General features: G+C 72.7%; 13 protein-coding genes. 6 read left to right on the forward strand and 7 right to left on the reverse strand.

Translation table 11 applies throughout. The features are described from left to right. Nucleotides 1–289: 289 nt before the first annotated feature. The gene (locus Sfr03f_RS31470; RefSeq protein WP_108952222.1) at nt 290–982 is read left to right on the forward strand and encodes a hypothetical protein; all 693 of its coding nucleotides are present in this window, start codon (nt 290–292) and stop codon (nt 980–982) included. A 113-nt stretch (nt 983–1,095) separates the two neighbouring features. On the opposite strand, the gene Sfr03f_RS03620 is transcribed toward Sfr03f_RS31470, so the two are convergent. From Sfr03f_RS03620 to Sfr03f_RS03630, 3 genes are all read right to left on the reverse strand, one after another. After that, nucleotides 1,096–2,526: an amino acid permease gene (locus Sfr03f_RS03620; protein WP_108952223.1), complete on the reverse strand. Its 1,431-nt coding sequence runs from the start codon at nt 2,524–2,526 to the stop codon at nt 1,096–1,098. 210 nt (nt 2,527–2,736) lie between these two features. Then, nucleotides 2,737–3,747, reverse strand: a complete 1,011-nt coding sequence (argF, locus tag Sfr03f_RS03625) for an ornithine carbamoyltransferase (protein ID WP_108952224.1) — start codon at nt 3,745–3,747, stop codon at nt 2,737–2,739. 85 nt (nt 3,748–3,832) lie between these two features. Continuing rightward, complete coding sequence (locus Sfr03f_RS03630) at nt 3,833–5,053, reverse strand: arginine deiminase (RefSeq protein ID WP_108952225.1); 1,221 nt, start codon at nt 5,051–5,053, stop codon at nt 3,833–3,835. 182 nt (nt 5,054–5,235) lie between these two features. Between Sfr03f_RS03630 and Sfr03f_RS03635 the strand changes: the two genes are divergently transcribed. Together Sfr03f_RS03635 and Sfr03f_RS03640 are read left to right on the forward strand one after the other, a co-directional pair. Continuing rightward, complete coding sequence (locus Sfr03f_RS03635; RefSeq protein WP_108952226.1) at nt 5,236–6,222, forward strand: helix-turn-helix transcriptional regulator; 987 nt, start codon at nt 5,236–5,238, stop codon at nt 6,220–6,222. Nucleotides 6,223–6,330: 108 nt separating this feature from the next. Further along, nucleotides 6,331–7,146 carry a PaaX family transcriptional regulator gene (locus Sfr03f_RS03640; protein WP_108952227.1) on the forward strand — a complete coding sequence of 272 codons (816 nt, stop codon included), beginning with the start codon at nt 6,331–6,333 and terminating at the stop codon, nt 7,144–7,146. A gap of 144 nt (nt 7,147–7,290) precedes the next feature. Here the strand turns inward: Sfr03f_RS03640 and Sfr03f_RS03645 are convergent, their stop codons facing one another. The 3 genes from Sfr03f_RS03645 to Sfr03f_RS03655 form a co-directional block, all read right to left on the reverse strand. Next, nucleotides 7,291–9,876, reverse strand: coding sequence for a polynucleotide kinase-phosphatase (locus tag Sfr03f_RS03645; RefSeq protein ID WP_108952228.1), 2,586 nt, complete (start codon nt 9,874–9,876; stop codon nt 7,291–7,293). Continuing rightward, nucleotides 9,873–11,405 carry a 3' terminal RNA ribose 2'-O-methyltransferase Hen1 gene (locus Sfr03f_RS03650; protein ID WP_108952229.1) on the reverse strand — a complete coding sequence of 511 codons (1,533 nt, stop codon included), beginning with the start codon at nt 11,403–11,405 and terminating at the stop codon, nt 9,873–9,875. Before Sfr03f_RS03650 ends, Sfr03f_RS03645 begins: the two co-directional genes overlap by 4 nt. A 209-nt stretch (nt 11,406–11,614) precedes the next feature. Then, nucleotides 11,615–12,541 carry an LLM class F420-dependent oxidoreductase gene (locus Sfr03f_RS03655; protein WP_108952230.1) on the reverse strand — a complete coding sequence of 309 codons (927 nt, stop codon included), beginning with the start codon at nt 12,539–12,541 and terminating at the stop codon, nt 11,615–11,617. A 298-nt stretch (nt 12,542–12,839) separates the two neighbouring features. Between Sfr03f_RS03655 and Sfr03f_RS03660 the strand changes: the two genes are divergently transcribed. Beyond that, nucleotides 12,840–13,022, forward strand: a complete 183-nt coding sequence (locus Sfr03f_RS03660) for a hypothetical protein (protein WP_108952231.1) — start codon at nt 12,840–12,842, stop codon at nt 13,020–13,022. Nucleotides 13,023–13,304: 282 nt separating this feature from the next. Further along, nucleotides 13,305–13,700, forward strand: a complete 396-nt coding sequence (locus Sfr03f_RS03665; protein WP_372514438.1) for a ribosomal maturation YjgA family protein — start codon at nt 13,305–13,307, stop codon at nt 13,698–13,700. A gap of 223 nt (nt 13,701–13,923) precedes the next feature. Here the strand turns inward: Sfr03f_RS03665 and Sfr03f_RS03670 are convergent, their stop codons facing one another. Continuing rightward, nucleotides 13,924–14,508, reverse strand: coding sequence for a TetR/AcrR family transcriptional regulator (locus tag Sfr03f_RS03670; RefSeq protein ID WP_108952232.1), 585 nt, complete (start codon nt 14,506–14,508; stop codon nt 13,924–13,926). Nucleotides 14,509–14,616: 108 nt separating this feature from the next. Between Sfr03f_RS03670 and Sfr03f_RS03675 the strand changes: the two genes are divergently transcribed. Beyond that, nucleotides 14,617–15,462, forward strand: a complete 846-nt coding sequence (locus Sfr03f_RS03675) for a class I SAM-dependent methyltransferase (RefSeq protein WP_108952233.1) — start codon at nt 14,617–14,619, stop codon at nt 15,460–15,462. The last annotated feature ends 71 nt before the right edge of the window (nt 15,463–15,533 follow it).

Genomic DNA, 15,533 nt, shown 5'->3' on the forward strand with positions numbered 1-15,533 from the left:
GTGCTGGATCCGGGAGAGGGTATCCACGCGATGCCTGGATCAGACGTGATTGATCGCATGAGTGGCCTATGTGTCGATGTTGCTGCATTCGGGTTTGTATAAGCCGATTTGATGATATCTGCGCGCGGCGCGGTCCGGCGCACCGCACTTCGGCGGGGCGGCGGGTGAGACTCCTGCTGCGGAAACGTTCCGCGACATCGACGCAAGGGAGAGCACGCGCATGAGTTCTGGGGCCGCAGGACGCCCGTTGTGGGGGCCGCTTGCACGTGACAGGTTCAGGAAGGCAGGCATGCTGGCCTCGCTCGCGCTGGTCATGGCGACCGGTGTGGCCGGCCCGGCCAACGCGGTGCGGAGCATGCCGGACCAGCCGGCCGTGACGCACGGCGGCGACACGGACAGGTGCGCGGACGGCCAGGGCGGGCCGGGCGGACGGCACGCGGTCGCGCCCAACGGCGGTGGCTGGGGCCACGACCACTGCCGCGGCATCACCGGCCCCACGGGCCCGCAGGGGCCGCCCGGAGCCACCGGAGCCACCGGTCCCGCCGGACCCGCCGGCCCGCGCGGAGTCACAGGAGCCACCGGACCCGCCGGACCCGCCGGTCCCGCCGGTGCCGCCGGCCCGCGCGGAGCCACCGGCCCGTGCGCCGACATCGACTCCGTCGCTCCCTCGAGGTCGGAGCAGTTCAGCGCGGTGATCTCGGGTGGCGTGACGTTCGTGGGGCGCCAGGACCTCACGCCCACCGTGGGCCCCTTCACGTGGGTGGACCTCAGCGACAACCCCGGCTACCCAGGGCCTACGTCCTGCGGCGTCGGCGTCTCCACCCACGGCAACGACCTGTGGGTCCAGGTCCTGACGAGCGGCGGACAGATCTGGCAGACCCACTGCTCCCTGGAGGGGATGACGCTCGCCTGTACGGAGGCGTGGGTGTCACAGACGGTTCCGCCCGCGCTCAGGAGCGCCCCGGCTCCGAGGAACGGCTAGGCCGAGGGCCCGGACGCCCCGCCACCTCCGGGTGCCGGGGCGGGGCACCCCTCCGGTACGGCGAAGGGCCGCCGCGGTGTGTCCGCGGCGGCCCTCGCGAGCGGGGCGGGGAATCACCGGCCGGCGAGGACCGGGGGTTCCTCGGTGGGGCGGGAGCCCAGGACGGAGTGCTTGCGCCCGTAACCGAGGTACAGCGCGAGCCCCGCCGCGAGGAAGACGGCGAACTGCACCCACGTCCGCCGGCCCGTCTCATACATCAGGTACAGGCAGAACAGCACGCCCAGCACCGGCAGCACCGGACCCAGCGGCACCCGGAACGGCCGCTCCAGTTCCGGCTCGCGGCGGCGCAGCGTGATCACCGCGACGTTCACCGCGGCCATCGCTGCCAGCGTGCCGATGGTGGACAGGTCGATCAGGCCGTCCAGCGGCACGAAGGCGGCGACCAGGCCGAAGACCACGCCGATGATCACCGTGCCGGTCACCGGCGTCGAGGTCTTCGGCGAGACCTTCTCGAAGACCCGCGGCATCAGGCCGTCACGCGACATCGACATCAGGATGCGGCTCTGCCCGTACGTGACGGCCAGCGTCACCGAGGCGATGGCCACCACCGCGCCGAAGGCGATGACGGCCCCGCCGACGTCGGAGCCGGTGACCGTGTCGACCACGTGGGACAGCGCGGCCGGCCGACTGCCCGCCTCCTCGGAGCCGATGGCGCCGATCGCCGCCAGGGCGACCGCGCAGTACAGGACGGTCACCAGGCCGATGCAGACCAGGATCGCGATCGGCACGTCCCGGCGCGGGTTGCGCGACTCCTCGCCGGCGGTGGTGATGGCGTCGAAGCCGATGTACGAGAAGAAGGCCGCCGAGGTCGCCGCGCCGATGCCCGCCACGCCCTCGGGGGCGAAGGGGCTCAGGTGCCCGTCCTGGAAGGCGGTGAAGCCGACCGCGCAGAACACGACCAGGATGACCAGCTTGACGACCGCCATCACCGCGGTGGCCCGGGCGCTCTCCCGGACGCCACGCACCAGCAGCATCGTGGCCAGGCCGATCAGGACCACGGCCGGCAGGTTCACCAGGCCGCCCTCGGTGGGGCCGTGCGAGAGGGCGGCGGGGAGCTGGAGGCCCAGCACGCTGTCGAGCAGCTCGTTGACGTACTCGCTCCAGCCGACTGCGACCGCGGAGATGGAGATGCCGTACTCCAGGAGCAGGCACCAGCCGACCAGGAAGGCCCAGGTCTCGCCGAGACCGGCGTAGGCGAAGGAGTACGAGGAGCCGGCCACCGGGATGGCGCCGCCGAGCTCGGCGAAGGAGAAGGCGGTGAAGACGCAGGTGATCGCGGCGAGGACGTAGGAGACGACGACCGCGGGACCGGCCTCGGCGATCGAGTCGGACAGCCCGACGAAGATGCCGGTGCCGACCACGGCGCCGATGCCGAAGCAGATGAGGTGGAAGAGACTCATCGTCCGCTTCAGGCCGTGACCCTCGAGGTCATGGCCCGATTCGGCGATCAGGAGGCGTGACGACTTGACGCGTGGAGCGGGCATACGGGTGGTGCTCGTTTCTCGGTGGTGCGGTACGCGACGGGGTGGGTCGCTGGTCGGACGGCGCGGAAGGGATGGTTCCACGCCGCCCGGCGACACGCCCCGCGGCACCACGGCCACGAGACGTATCGGCAGGTCAGGCAGGTCTTTCCGAGCACGCCGGGCGTGCTCGGAACATGCGGGGGACGAGACTACGTCGTCGGCGGCGTCGTGTCACCGGCCGAGCGTGGCCACCATCACGGCCTTGATGGTGTGCAGGCGGTTCTCGGCCTCGTCGAAGACCACGGAGTGCTCCGACTCGAAGACCTCGTCGGTCACCTCCAGCGAGTCCAGGCCGTACTCGGCGTGGATCCGCCGGCCGACCTCGGTGCCGAGGTCGTGGAAGGCGGGCAGGCAGTGCAGGAACCGGACGTCCGGGTTGCCGGTGGCGCGCAGCACGTCCGTCGTCACCGCGTAGGGCGACAGGGCCGCGATCCGCTCGCCCCACACCTCCTTGGGCTCGCCCATGGAGACCCAGACGTCGGTGGCCACGAAGTCCGCGCCGCGCACGCCCTCGGCGACCTCCTCGGTCAGGGTGACGCGGGCGCCGCTGATCTCTGCCAGCTTGCGGGCGTGGGCGACGATCTCCTCCGCGGGCCAGTAGGAGCGCGGCGCGACGATCCGCACGTCCATGCCGAGCAGGGCGCCGGTGACCAGGTAGGAGTTGCCCATGTTGAAGCGGGCGTCGCCCAGGTAGGCGAAGGCGATCTCCTCCAGCGGCTTCGCGCAGTGCTCGGTCATGGTGAGCACGTCGGCGAGCATCTGGGTGGGGTGCCAGTCGTCGGTGAGGCCGTTGAAGACCGGCACGCCGGCGTGCGCGGCGAGCTCCTCCACCTTGGCCTGGCTGTCGCCGCGGTACTCGATGCCGTCGTACATCCGGCCCAGCACCCGGGCGGTGTCCTTGACCGATTCCTTGTGCCCGATCTGCGAGGCGGACGGGTCCAGGAAGGTGGTGGAGGCGCCCTGGTCCGCGGCGGCGACCTCGAACGCGCAGCGGGTGCGCGTCGAGGTCTTCTCGAAGATCAGCGCGATGTTGCGGCCCCGCAGGTGCTGGGTCTCGCTCCCGGCCTTCTTGGCGGCCTTCAGCTCGGCGGCCAGCTCGACCAGGCCGCGGAACTCCTCACGGGTGAAGTCCAGCTCCTTGAGGAAGCTGCGACCGGCGAGGGCGGAGGGGAGGAGAGGCATCACGAGCTCCTGGACTGCTGCGGGGACTATGGAATTCTATACGACACCAAGAATGATTATTCATGGCGTCGAGGAAAGCGAGACCTTATACCGGATCCCGCTCCACCGGACAGCTCATGCAGCGCGGCCCGCCCCGCCCACGGCCCAGCTCGTTGCCCCGGATCTCGATCACCTCCACGCCCTGCTTGCGCAGGTGGGTGTTGGTCGTGGTGTTGCGTTCGTAGGCCACCACCACGCCCGGCTCCACCGCCAGCACGTTGCAGCCGTCGTCCCACTGTTCCCGCTCGGCGGCGTGGACGTCCTGGGTGGCGGTGAGGACCCGGATCTCGGGCAGGTCCAGCGCCGCGGCGATCGCGCGGTGCATGTGCTCCGGCGGGTGGTCGGCGACGTCGAGCCGGCCCGCGCCGCCCGGCGTGATCGTGTACGAGCGCAGCATGCCCAGGCCCGCGTACTGGGTGAAGGTGTCCCGGTCCACCATGGTCATCACCGTGTCCAGGTGCATGGTCGCCCGCCGCTTGGGCATGTCCAGCGCCACCACGGTGCGGGCCGAACCGGTCGCGAAGAGCTTGCGCGCGATCATCTCCACCGCCTGCGGGGTGGTCCGCTCGCTCATCCCGATCAGCACCGCGCCGTTGCCGATCACCAGCACGTCGCCGCCCTCGATGGTCGACGGATAGTCCGCGTGCCCCTGCGACCAGATGTGGAAGTCCTCCCGGCGGAACAGCGGATGGTGCCGGTAGATCGCCTCGAAGTGGACGGTCTCGCGGCGGCGCGCCTGCCAGCGCATCGCGTTGATCGAGACGCCGTCGTAGATCCAGGCGGAGGTGTCGCGGGTGAAGAGGTGGTTGGGCAGCGGGTTCAGCAGGAACTCGTCCAGCTCCATCACGTGGAACCGGATGGAGACCGGCTCCGGATGCTCGTCCAGGTACTCCCGCTTGGTCATGCCGCCGACCAGCGCCTCGGCCAGCCGCTCGGACGGCAGCGCCTCGAAGACCGATCTCAGGTGGTCGGTGGCCAGCGGGCCGAACTCCCGGTCGTCGAAGACCTGGTCCAGGACCAGCGTCCGCGCCTCCGGCACGGACAGGGTCTCGGCCAGCAGGTCGCCGAAGAGGTGCACGGCCACGCCGCGCTCGCGCAGCACCGAGGCGAAGGCGTCGTGCTCCGCCTGGGCGCGGCGCACCCAGAGGACGTCGTCGAAGAGCAGGTCGTCCTTGTTGCTGGGGGTGAGCCTCTTCAGCTCCAGGCCGGGGCGGTGCAGCACGACCCGGCGCAGACGGCCGGTCTCTGAGTCGACGTGAAATCCCATGCCACTGATCCTGACCCCTCAGGTGCCACTTCATCCCTGTTCACCTGGCCTTTCCGCCCGCCGACGTGATCCACCGGCCGAGACGGGGTTTACGCCCGGCGTGATCCGTGCGAGGTTGCGGCATTGCGACATGGCATGAACCCGCCGTCCCCGGGCGGGACCGGAACGAGCGAGGGCCCACGATGATCCAGGACGTGCTGGGGCTGACGGAGAACGAGTCGAACGCGTACCGGGAGCTGTTGCGCAGGCCGTCCTGCTCCGCCGGGGAACTGGCCCGCGTGCTGGAGGTGCCCGAGGGCGAGGCGGCCCGGGTGATGGGGCGCCTGGAGGCGCTGGGCCTGGCCGCCCGCAACGGGGAGGCGGCCGGCCGGCTGAGCGCCTCCCCGCCCCGGCTCGCCCTCGGCTCGATGCTGGTGCGGCGGCAGAACGCGCTGCGGCTGGCCGAACTCGAGCTCGGCTCGCTGGAGGAGCTGTACCGGGCCACCATGGCCGAGCGGTCCTCCTCCGACGTCCTCGACGTGGTCCGCGGCGTCGACGCGACCCGGCAGCGTCTGGAACAGCTCCAGAGCGGCGCGCGCAGCGAGATCCTCGGACTGGTCCAGGCGCCCTCCCGGTTCGTCTCCACCGCCGAGAACTCCGCCACCGAGGCCGCGGCGGCGGCCCGCGGCGTCGCCTACCGGGTGGTGCTGGAGCGCCGCATGCTGGAGGAGGACGACGGCATCGTCGAGGAACTGGAACGCGCCGTCGACGCCGGCGAGGAGGTGCGGGTCACCGACTCCGTCCCGGTCAAGCTGGTGATCGTCGACCGTGAGCTGGCGATGGTCCCGATGGGCGGCCGGGGCCACGCGGCGGACGGCGTCCTGCTGATCCGGCCCAGCGGTCTCCTCGACGCCCTGGTGGGTCTCTTCGAGCTCGTCTGGCACCGCAGCTCGCGCCTGACGGTGCCGCGGGCGGGGCAGGTCGCGATGTCCACGCCGAGCGACCTGGACGAGACGGACGCCCGCATCATGAGCCTGCTGGTGGCCGGTCTCACCGACCAGGCGGTCGCCGTCCGGCTCGGCCTGTCCCTGCGCACCGTGCAGCGCCGGGTGGGCCAGCTGATGAAGCTCACCGGCGCCCAGACCCGCCTCCAGCTGGGCCTCCAGGCCGCGCGGCTCGGCTGGGCCTGAGCGGCGCGGCCGGGGCCTCGGCCGGGACGGCTGCGGAGACGGGGGTGAGGGCCGCCGCGCAGGTCAGGGCCGCCCCCCGTGACACTCCGTCATGTCCGGACCATTAAAATGATCACCGTGTCCGACCAACGCGCTCCCCGTTCCCTCATCGTCACGCTCTACGGCGCGTACGGCCGTCACCTGCCCGGACCGCTGCCCGTAGCGGAGCTCATCCGGCTCCTCGCGGCGGTCGGCGTCGACGCCCCCTCGGTGCGGTCCGCGGTCTCCCGGCTGAAGCGGCGCGGCATGCTGGTCCCCGCCCGCACCGCCGCCGGCGCGGCCGGGTACGAGCTGTCGCCCGGCGCCCGGCAGCTGCTGGAGGACACCGGACGCCGCGTGCACGCCGGCCCGTCCGACGAGGAGGACTGGCTGCTGGCCGTCTTCTCCGTCCCCGAGACCGAGCGGCAGCAGCGCCACGTGCTGCGCACCCGGCTGGCCCGCCTCGGCTTCGGCGCCGCCGCCCCCGGCGTGTGGATAGCCCCGGCCCGCGTCCACGAGGAGACCCGGCACACCCTCAGCCGCCTGGGCCTCGAACGCTACGTGGACCTCTTCCGCGGCGACCACCTCGGCTACACGCCCACCGAGCAGGCGGTCGCCCGCTGGTGGGACCTGGACGCCATCGCCGCCCGCTACCAGGACTTCCTGGGCCGCCATACGGGCATGCTGCGGGCCTGGGAACAGCGTGCGGACACCCCGGCGGAGGAGGCCTACCGGGACTACCTCCTCGCCCTCGACGCCTGGCGTGAACTCCCCTACGCCGACCCGGGCCTCCCGCCCCGCCTCCTCCCGCCCGACTGGCCCGGCCCCCGCGCCACCGCCCTCTTCCACGCCCTGCGCGACCGCCTCCGCGAGCCGTCGTCCCACTTCGTCACCCCCACGGGCTGACCCGCCGTCCGGCTCCCCGGCCGGTGTCGACATGACGACATCGCCGGGTGCGGGCCCCGCAGACGGGAGGAGCGCGGCCGGGCCGGGAGAGGGTGTCCTCTCCCGGCCCGGCCGCGCTTCGTCGCCGTCCTGCCGGCGGGCGGGCTACAGCCGCGGGTCCACCGGCTCGGACTCCAGGGACAGGACCGCGAAGACGGCTTCGTGGACGCGCCACAGCGGTTCGCCCTCGGCCAGGCGGTCCAGCGCCTCCAGGCCCAGCGCGTACTCCCGCAGCGCCAGCGACCGCTTGTGGCCGAGGTGGCGCTGCCGCAGCCGCTCCAGGTGGTCCGGCCGGGTGTACTCCGGGCCGTAGATGATCCGCAGGTACTCCCGGCCCCGGCACTTGACGCCGGGCTGCACCAACCGGCCCTCCGCGTCCCGCACCACGGCACCGAGCGGCTTGACGACCATGCCCTCGCCGCCCTGACCGGTCAGCTCCAGCCACCAGTCGACGCCCGCGGCCACCGAGGCCGCATCGCCGGTGTCCACCAGCAGCCGGCCGGTGCTCCGCAGCAGCCCGGAGCCGTCGGCCTCCACCAGCCGGTCCAGCCAGGCCAGCTGCGCGTCGTGCGGCACGCCGGCCAGGCTCCGCCCCTGCCCCGCGAGCAGCTGGAACGGGGCGAACCGCACCCCGTCCAGGCCCTCGGTGCTCCAGCAGTAGCGCCGGTACGCCTGCGTGAACCTCCCCGCGTCGGCGGCCCGTTCGCGCTGCCGGTCCAGCAGCGCGGACACGTCCACGCCCCGCGACCCGGCGGCCTCCAGCGCGGACAGCGCGCCCGGGAAGACCGCCCCGGAGGCGGCGCCCACGGCCGCGTACTGGTTGCGCAGCAGCCCGCCCGCCTTCAGCGACCAGGGCAGCAACTCGCCGTCCAGCAGCAGCCAGTCGGTGTCCAGCTCCTCCCACAGCCCCGCGCCGCCGATAGCCGACCGCAGCCGGCCGAGGACCTCCTCGGTGACCTGCTCGTCGTCGAAGAACGGCCGCCCGGTGCGGGTGTACAGCGACCCCGTCGGACCGTCCACGCCGAACCGCTCGCGCGCCGCGGCCGCGTCACGGCAGACCAGGGCCACCGCCCGCGAGCCCATGTGCTTCTCCTCGCACACGACCCGCTCCACGCCGGCCGCCGCGTACTGCGCGAACGCCTCCGCCGGATGCTCCAGGTAGTGCTCATCAGCGGCTCCGCCGCGGGCGTCCCCCTTGGAGGTGGCCGTCGGCGCCATGGTCGGCGGCAGGTACGGCAGCAGCCGCGGGTCCACCGCGAACCGGCTGATCACCTCCAGCGCCGCCGCCGCGTTCTCCTCGCGCACCGCGATCCGCCCGGCGTGCCGGGTCTCCACGATCCGCTTGCCGTGCACGTCGGCCAGGTCCAGCGGGCGCCCCTGGTGACCGCCCGGCGCCTCGCCCACCAGCGGCTTCACCGGCTCGTACCAGACCCGCTCGGCCGGCACCTCGACCAGTTCCCGCTCCGGGTAGCGCAGCGCGGTCAGCTTGCCGCCGAAGACGACGCCGGTGTCCAGGCAGATGGTGTTGTTGAGCCAGGTGGCCGTCGGCACCGGGGTGTGGCCGTAGACCACCGCGGCGCGGCCCCGGTAGTCCTCCGCCCACGGGTAGCGCACCGGCAGCCCGAACTCGTCGGTCTCCCCGGTGGTGTCGCCGTACAGCGCGTGCGAACGCACCCGGCCCGAGGTGCGGCCGTGGTACTTCTCCGGCAGACCCGCGTGGCAGACCACCAGCCGGCCCTCGTCCAGCACGTAGTGGCTGACCAGGCCGTCGATGAACTTCCGGACCCGCTCCCTGAACTCCTCGCTCTCGCCGTCCATCTGGGCGATCGTCTCGGCCAGGCCGTGCGTGTGCTGGACCTGGCGGCCCCGCAGGTAACGGCCGAACTTGTTCTCGTGGTTGCCCGGCACGCACAGCGCGTTCCCGGACTCCACCATCGACATCACCCGCCGCAGCACGCCCGGCGAGTCGGGCCCGCGGTCGACCAGGTCGCCGACGAACACGGCGGTCCGGCCCTCCGGGTGCACCCCGTCGACGTAACCCAACTTGCCGAGCAGTGCCTCGAGTTCGTTCGAGCAGCCGTGGATGTCGCCGACGATGTCGAACGGACCGGTCAGGTGGGTCAGGTCGTTGAACCGCTTCTCGGTGACGACGGTGGCGCCCTCGACCTCCGCCACCCCGCGCAGCACGTGCACCTTGCGGAAGCCCTCGCGCTCCAGGTGCCGCAGCGAGCGCTTGAGTTCGCGGGTGTGGCGCTGGACGACCCGGCGCGGCATGTCCGCCCGGTCCACCCGGGCGGCGTTGCGCTCCGCGCACACCGGCTCCGGCACGTCCAGCACGATCGCGATGGGCAGCACGTCGTGCTCCCGGGCCAGCTGGATCAGCTGCCGCCGCGCCTCCGGCTGCACGTTGGTGGCGTCCACCACGGTCCGCCGGCCGGCCGCCAGGCGCTTGCCGGCGATGTAGTGGAGCACGTCGAACGCGTCCTTGGTGGCGCTCTGGTCGTTCTCGTCGTCGGACACCAGCCCGCGGCAGAAGTCCGAGGAGATCACCTCGGTCGGCTTGAACAGCCGCCGGGCGAACGTGGACTTGCCGGAGCCGGAGGCGCCGATCAGCACCACCAGGGACAGGTCGGTGACGGGCAGCACGCGCCCGGCGGGCCGGGCCGCCTCGATGACAGGGGCGTCACTCATGCCGCGGCCTCCTCACGGTCGTTGTCGGAACGGGCAGGGGTGGCGGGCCCGGCGTGCTTCTCGCCGCCGGTGTCCGCGCACAGGGTGAACAGGGCCAGCTGGGTCGGCGGCCCCACCTCGGGGTCGTCCGGGCCGACGGGCCGGTACTCCACGTCGTAGCCGTAGCGCGCCGCCACCGAGTCCGCCCAGGCGCGGAACTCCTCCCGCGTCCACTCGAACCGGTGGTCGCCGTGCCGGGAGTGACCGGCGGGCAGCGACTCCCAGCGCACGTTGTACTCGACGTTCGGCGTGGTGACGACCACGGTGCGCGGCCGCGCCGAACCGAACACCGAGTACTCCAGCGCCGGCAGCCGCGGCAGGTCCAGGTGCTCGATCACCTCGCTGAGCACCGCCGCGTCGTACCCCTTGAGCCGGTTGTCGGTGTACACCAGCGACCCCTGGAGCAGCCGCACCCGCGACGCCTGCCGCTCGCCCATCCGCTCCAGCCGCAGCCGCCGCGAGGCGATGGTCAGGGCGCGCATCGACACGTCCACCCCCACGACCTCCCGGTACCGGGTGTCCTTCAGCAGCGCCTGCACCAACTGGCCCTGCCCGCAGCCGAGGTCGAGCACCCGGGCGGCACGGCGGTCCCGCAGCGCTTCCAGGATCGCCTCGCGCCGCCGCACGGCCAGCGGCACCGGCCGCTCCTCGGTGTCGGTGTCCGGGTCCACCGCGTTGTCGATCTCCTCGACCGCGGTGTCGTCGGCCTCCGCCAGCCGGGCCAGCTCCTCGCGCTCGGTCTCCAGCCGGTCCATGGCCTTCTGGGTCAGCGACCAGCGCCGCGACAGGTACCGGCTGGTGATCAGCTTGTGCTCCGGGTGTCCGGCCAGCCAGCTCTCACCCGCCCGCAGCAGCTTGTCGACCTCGTCGGCGGACACGTAGTAGTGCTTGGCGTCGTCCAGCACCGGCAGCAGCACGTACAGGTGGCGCAGCGCCTGGGCCACGGTCAGGGTCGCGGACTCCAGGGTCAGCGAGACGTACCGCGAGTCGCCCCACTCGGGGAACGCGGTGTCCAGCGGAACCGGCCGTACCTGCACCGTCCAGCCCAGCGGCTCGAACAGCTCGGTCACCAGGTCGGGGCCGCCGCGGGCCGGCAGCGACGGAATCTCCACCCGCAGCGGCAGCGGCCGCGAGGGCAGCTCCGGGCGGGCGTTGCACTGCCCCTTCATCGCCGTCGAGAACACCGCGCTCAGCGCGACCGCCACCAGCGACGAGGCCGCGTAGGGCCGGTCGTTGACGTACTGAGCGAGCGCCGAGTCCGGCGCCCCGCCCCGCCCCTTGCCCCGCCCGCGGCGCACCAGCGCCACCGGGTCCACCTCCAGCAGCAGCGCCGCCGTGCAGCGCTCCTCGGTGGCCTCCGGATAGAACACGTACGCCGTGCCGTAGGAGGTGGAGAAGAGCTGCGCCTTGTCGGGATGCTTGTGCAACAGGAACCCGAGATCGGTGGCGGGGTTCTCCGGCGTACCGGTCGTGGTGATGGTCAGGAACATCCGGACACCTCTCCTCATTCTCCTCCGCGCCCCGCGCGAGGGGCGCGCACGGCGGTGGGACGTGCGAAGCCCCCGGGACACGCGGTCCCGGGGGCTTCGCAGGACGACGCCGCTCACGATCGCACAACGGGCCCGACCTGCGCCCTTCGTTTATCGCGGGGCCGGCCGCGGCGATCATCGTGGTGTCCGTCGCGGTGGCGGAAAAAACGTCAGCCGAGCTGGCGCTGCACCTCCGCGGAGATCAGCTCGAGGTGGTCCAGGTCGTCCAGGTCGAGCATCTGGAGGTAGATCCGCTGCGACCCGGCCTCCTCGGCGTAGCGGCCGATCTTCTCGACGACCTCGGCGGGGGAGCCCGCGAGACCGTTCTCCTTCAGCTCGTCCACCTCACGCCCGATGCGCTCCGCCCGGCGGGCCACCTCGGCCTCGTCGCGGCCCACGCACGCCACCAGCGCGTTGGAGTACGTGAGGTCGTCCGCGGACCGCCCGGCCTCCTCGGCCGCGGCGCGCACCCGCGCGAACAGGGCCTTGGTGTCCTCGATGGAGATGAACGGCGCGTTGAACTCGTCGGCGTAGCGCGCGGCCAGCCGCGGTGTGCGCTTGGCGCCGGTGCCGCCGATCAGAACCGGCACCTTCTGCTGGGCCGGCTTCGGCAGCGCGGGGGAGTCGGTCAGGTCGTAGTACGTCCCGTGGTGGCTGAAGGTCTTGCCGACCTCGGTGGCCCACATCCCGGTGACGATCTCGAGCTGCTCCTCCAGGCGGGCGAGCTTCTCCTTGGGGAAGGGGATGCCGTACGCCTTGTGCTCGTCCTCGTACCAGCCCGCGCCCAGACCGAGTTCGACGCGCCCGCCGGACATCTGGTCGACCTGCGCGACCTGGATGGCGAGGACGCCGGGCAGGCGGAAGGTGCCGGCCGTCATCAGCGTGCCGAGGCGGATCCGCTTGGTCTCACGGGCGAGGCCCGCCAGCGTGATCCACGCGTCGGTCGGTCCGGGCAGCCCGCTGACGTCGCCCATGTGCAGATAGTGGTCGGAACGGAAGAACGCGTCGAAGCCGAGGTCCTCGGTGGCCTTCGCGACCGTGAGCAGGGTGTCGTACGTAGCCCCCTGCTGGGGCTCGGTGAAGATTCGCAGGTCCATGCCCCCATCCTGCACCGCTACCCAGGCCCGGGGCACGCCCGCCCCTCCGGCCGCCCACCCCGGCTCTCCTCCGGCCCCTCTCCGGTCCCTTGCCCGTCCCTCTCCGGTCCCACGTTCGCCGTGATCATCGCCAGAGTGAAAAAGCGTCAACCTGGCGAGTGTTCGGTGTCCCTTGCAGTTACCGCCACCTGCGGAGTTCGTTGTCCGGTGCGGAGCCGGGCCGACCCGGCTCCCGCGCCGGGGACCAACCGCCGGGGCGTCCACTCGTGCGCGCCCCTGTGGGGGCTGGGAGACATCGATGTCGGAAGAGACCGTGCCGCCGCAGTTCGTTCCGGGCGGGTCGGGGACGCAGGGCGTGCCGCAACAGCCGGCGGGTCTGCTGCAGCAGATGGAGGAGCTGATGGCTGCCCTCAACGCCGACCTCTCCGACCTGGGGGCGGCCCTCGGAACCACCACCGAGGGCCCCGACCCGGCGGCCTGACCCCGCCGTCGACCCGGCCGGCGGACACCGGCCGGCGGACACCGGCCGGCGGGTCCTGGGTGCGCCGGTCACCGTGGGAGGGCCGGACCGGCCGCGCGGAGCGATCCGGAACCACGACCTCGCCGGTCGCGTCCTGGAGTTCGGTGTCGGGGGAGTCCCGCGAGGGGGCCGAGGGACGGGCGGTGCGGAGTGCGGCGGCGACTGGTCCACCGGCGACTGCCGGGACGGCGTCCGGCGGAACGGCTCCCGCCGGGGCCACGGCACCCGGGCCGGACACGGCTCTTGGCCGCCGTGGCCGCTCCGGTGATCGTCCTCGCCGGCCTGGGCCTGAGAGCCGTCGCGACGGGAGACCTCGCCAAGTACGGCGGAGACGCGCTCTACACCTTGCTGCTCCTCGCGCTCGTCGTCCTGGCGGCTCCCCGGACGACCCCGTGGAAGGCTGCCACGATCGCCCTGGCCGTCAGCTGGGCCGTCGAGTTCTCGCAGCTCACCGGCGTGCCCGCGGAGCTCTCCCGGCACAGCGTCGCCGCCCGCCTCGTCCTCGGCTCGACCTTCAACGCGCCGGACCTGTTCTGGTACGTGGTCGGCGCGGCGGCGGGCTGGCTCGCGGTCGCCGGGCACCGGCGGGAACACCGGCGAGGCCGCGCAATGACCACGCGATGCCGACGCCACGACTGAGATCGCCCTGATGTCCGGCCCCAAGGCCGCCGCTGCCGGAACCGGCTGCAGCGAAGGACCGGCGAGCTGCTGCTGTCCGGCACGCACTCCCGGCACCGCTGCGGATCCGGCCCGCGACAACCCCGGTCGCACCGCTCGCAGTTGCGCAACGGGTGCCGCTCCGGCGGGCGCTCCGCGGCGGGCAGAGGAGTGCGCCCCGGCATGAAGGCGGGCCGGTCCGCGGTCACGGGGCGGCGACGAGCGCGCGGATGAGTCGCCGCACCTGTGCCTGCGGATCCGGTGTGCCCGCCCATCCGGTCATCAGCAGATGGTGCAGCGTTCCCACCAGGGCCAGCGCCACGCACTCCGTGTCCACTGCCTGTTCCACGCGTCCCAGCCGCTGCTCCTCGCGCAGATAACCGCCGACCGATCGTTCGACCACGCCGAAGCCCGGGGCGCCGGCCTGCCAGGCTTCGCGGATGCGCCGCGACGCCGTCGGGCGGGTCACGGCCAGTCCCACGACCCCGGGATCCAGCGACAGGACCGTCGAGGCCACTGCCGCGAGGTTGTCCGCCACCGCTCCCGTACCCGCCCGTGCCAACAGCCCTTCCACCTGCACCGCGATACGGGCGAACCGGTTCAGGACCAGTTCGGCGACGAACTCGTCCAAGCCCGCGAAGTGGGTGTGCAGCACTCCCTTGGCGCAGCCCGCCTCGCTCGTGACCGCCCTGCTGGTCAGTGCGGCAGTGCCGTCCCTGGCCAGGACGCGCTCCGCCGCGTCGAACAGCAGCTCACGCAGATCGGGAATCGCGACTCCACGCGGTGACATCAAGTCCCTCCAGGGGCAAGGGGATTGCCGGTTTGGGCGTACGCCCATACTGTTTGGGCACGCGCCCATACTACGGCGCCCATCACACTCCGCCGGAGGTCCTCCCCCATGCACGGCATCGCCAACACGGCCCAGGCACAGGCGTGGAACGGCCACGAAGGCTCCCACTGGGCCGCCCATCAAGACCGCTGGGACGCCGTCAACGCCGGCTTCGACCAGCCCCTGCTCACCGCCGCCGCCATCAGGTCCGGAGAACGCGTCCTCGACATCGGCTGCGGCGCCGGAACCACCACCCTCCTGGCCGCCCGCGCGGCCACCCCCGGTGACGCCCTCGGCCTGGACCTCTCGGCGCCCATGCTGGAACGCGCCCGTACGCGGGCGACCGAAGAGGGCATCACCGACGTCTCCTTCGAGCACGGCGACGCCCAGGTCCACCCCCTCACCTCCGGCGCCTTCGACGTCGCGATCAGCCGCTTCGGCATCATGTTCTTCGACGATCCCGTCGCCGCCTTCGCCAACATCGCGACAGCGCTGCGACCCGGTGGGCGCATCGCCTTCCTCAGCGCCGCCGAGCCCGAGGGCAACCAGTGGCTGCAGGCCCTCACCGCGCTCGGCGACATCCTGCCCATGCAGGGCTTCGGCGCACCCGGAGCCCCGGGCATGTTCTCCCTCGCCGACGCGGGCACCGCGACCGCGCTGCTCGCCGAGGCCGGTTTCCAGGACGTACGCGCCGAGCACGTCCAGGCGTACGGGATTTGGGGCCGCGACGCCCGGGAAGCGGCCCACTTCATGCTCGACTCCGGCCCCGGCCGCCACCTCCTCGGGCGCGTCGGCCCCGACGTCCAGGACCGCGCCCGCACCCGCCTGGTCGAGTGGCTCCGGCCGTACCGGACCGCCGACGCCCTCCGGCTCCGCAGCACCGCCTGGCTCCTGACCGCTGTCCGCCCGGACTGACCGGGAGCCGTCGAGTCCGTCCTCGTGGGCGGCCGGGTGGTCGGTCATTTCCTCGTCGCGTGGCCACCCCG

Source organism: Streptomyces fragilis, from assembly GCF_003112515.1.
Lineage (GTDB): Bacteria > Actinomycetota > Actinomycetes > Streptomycetales > Streptomycetaceae > Streptomyces > Streptomyces fragilis.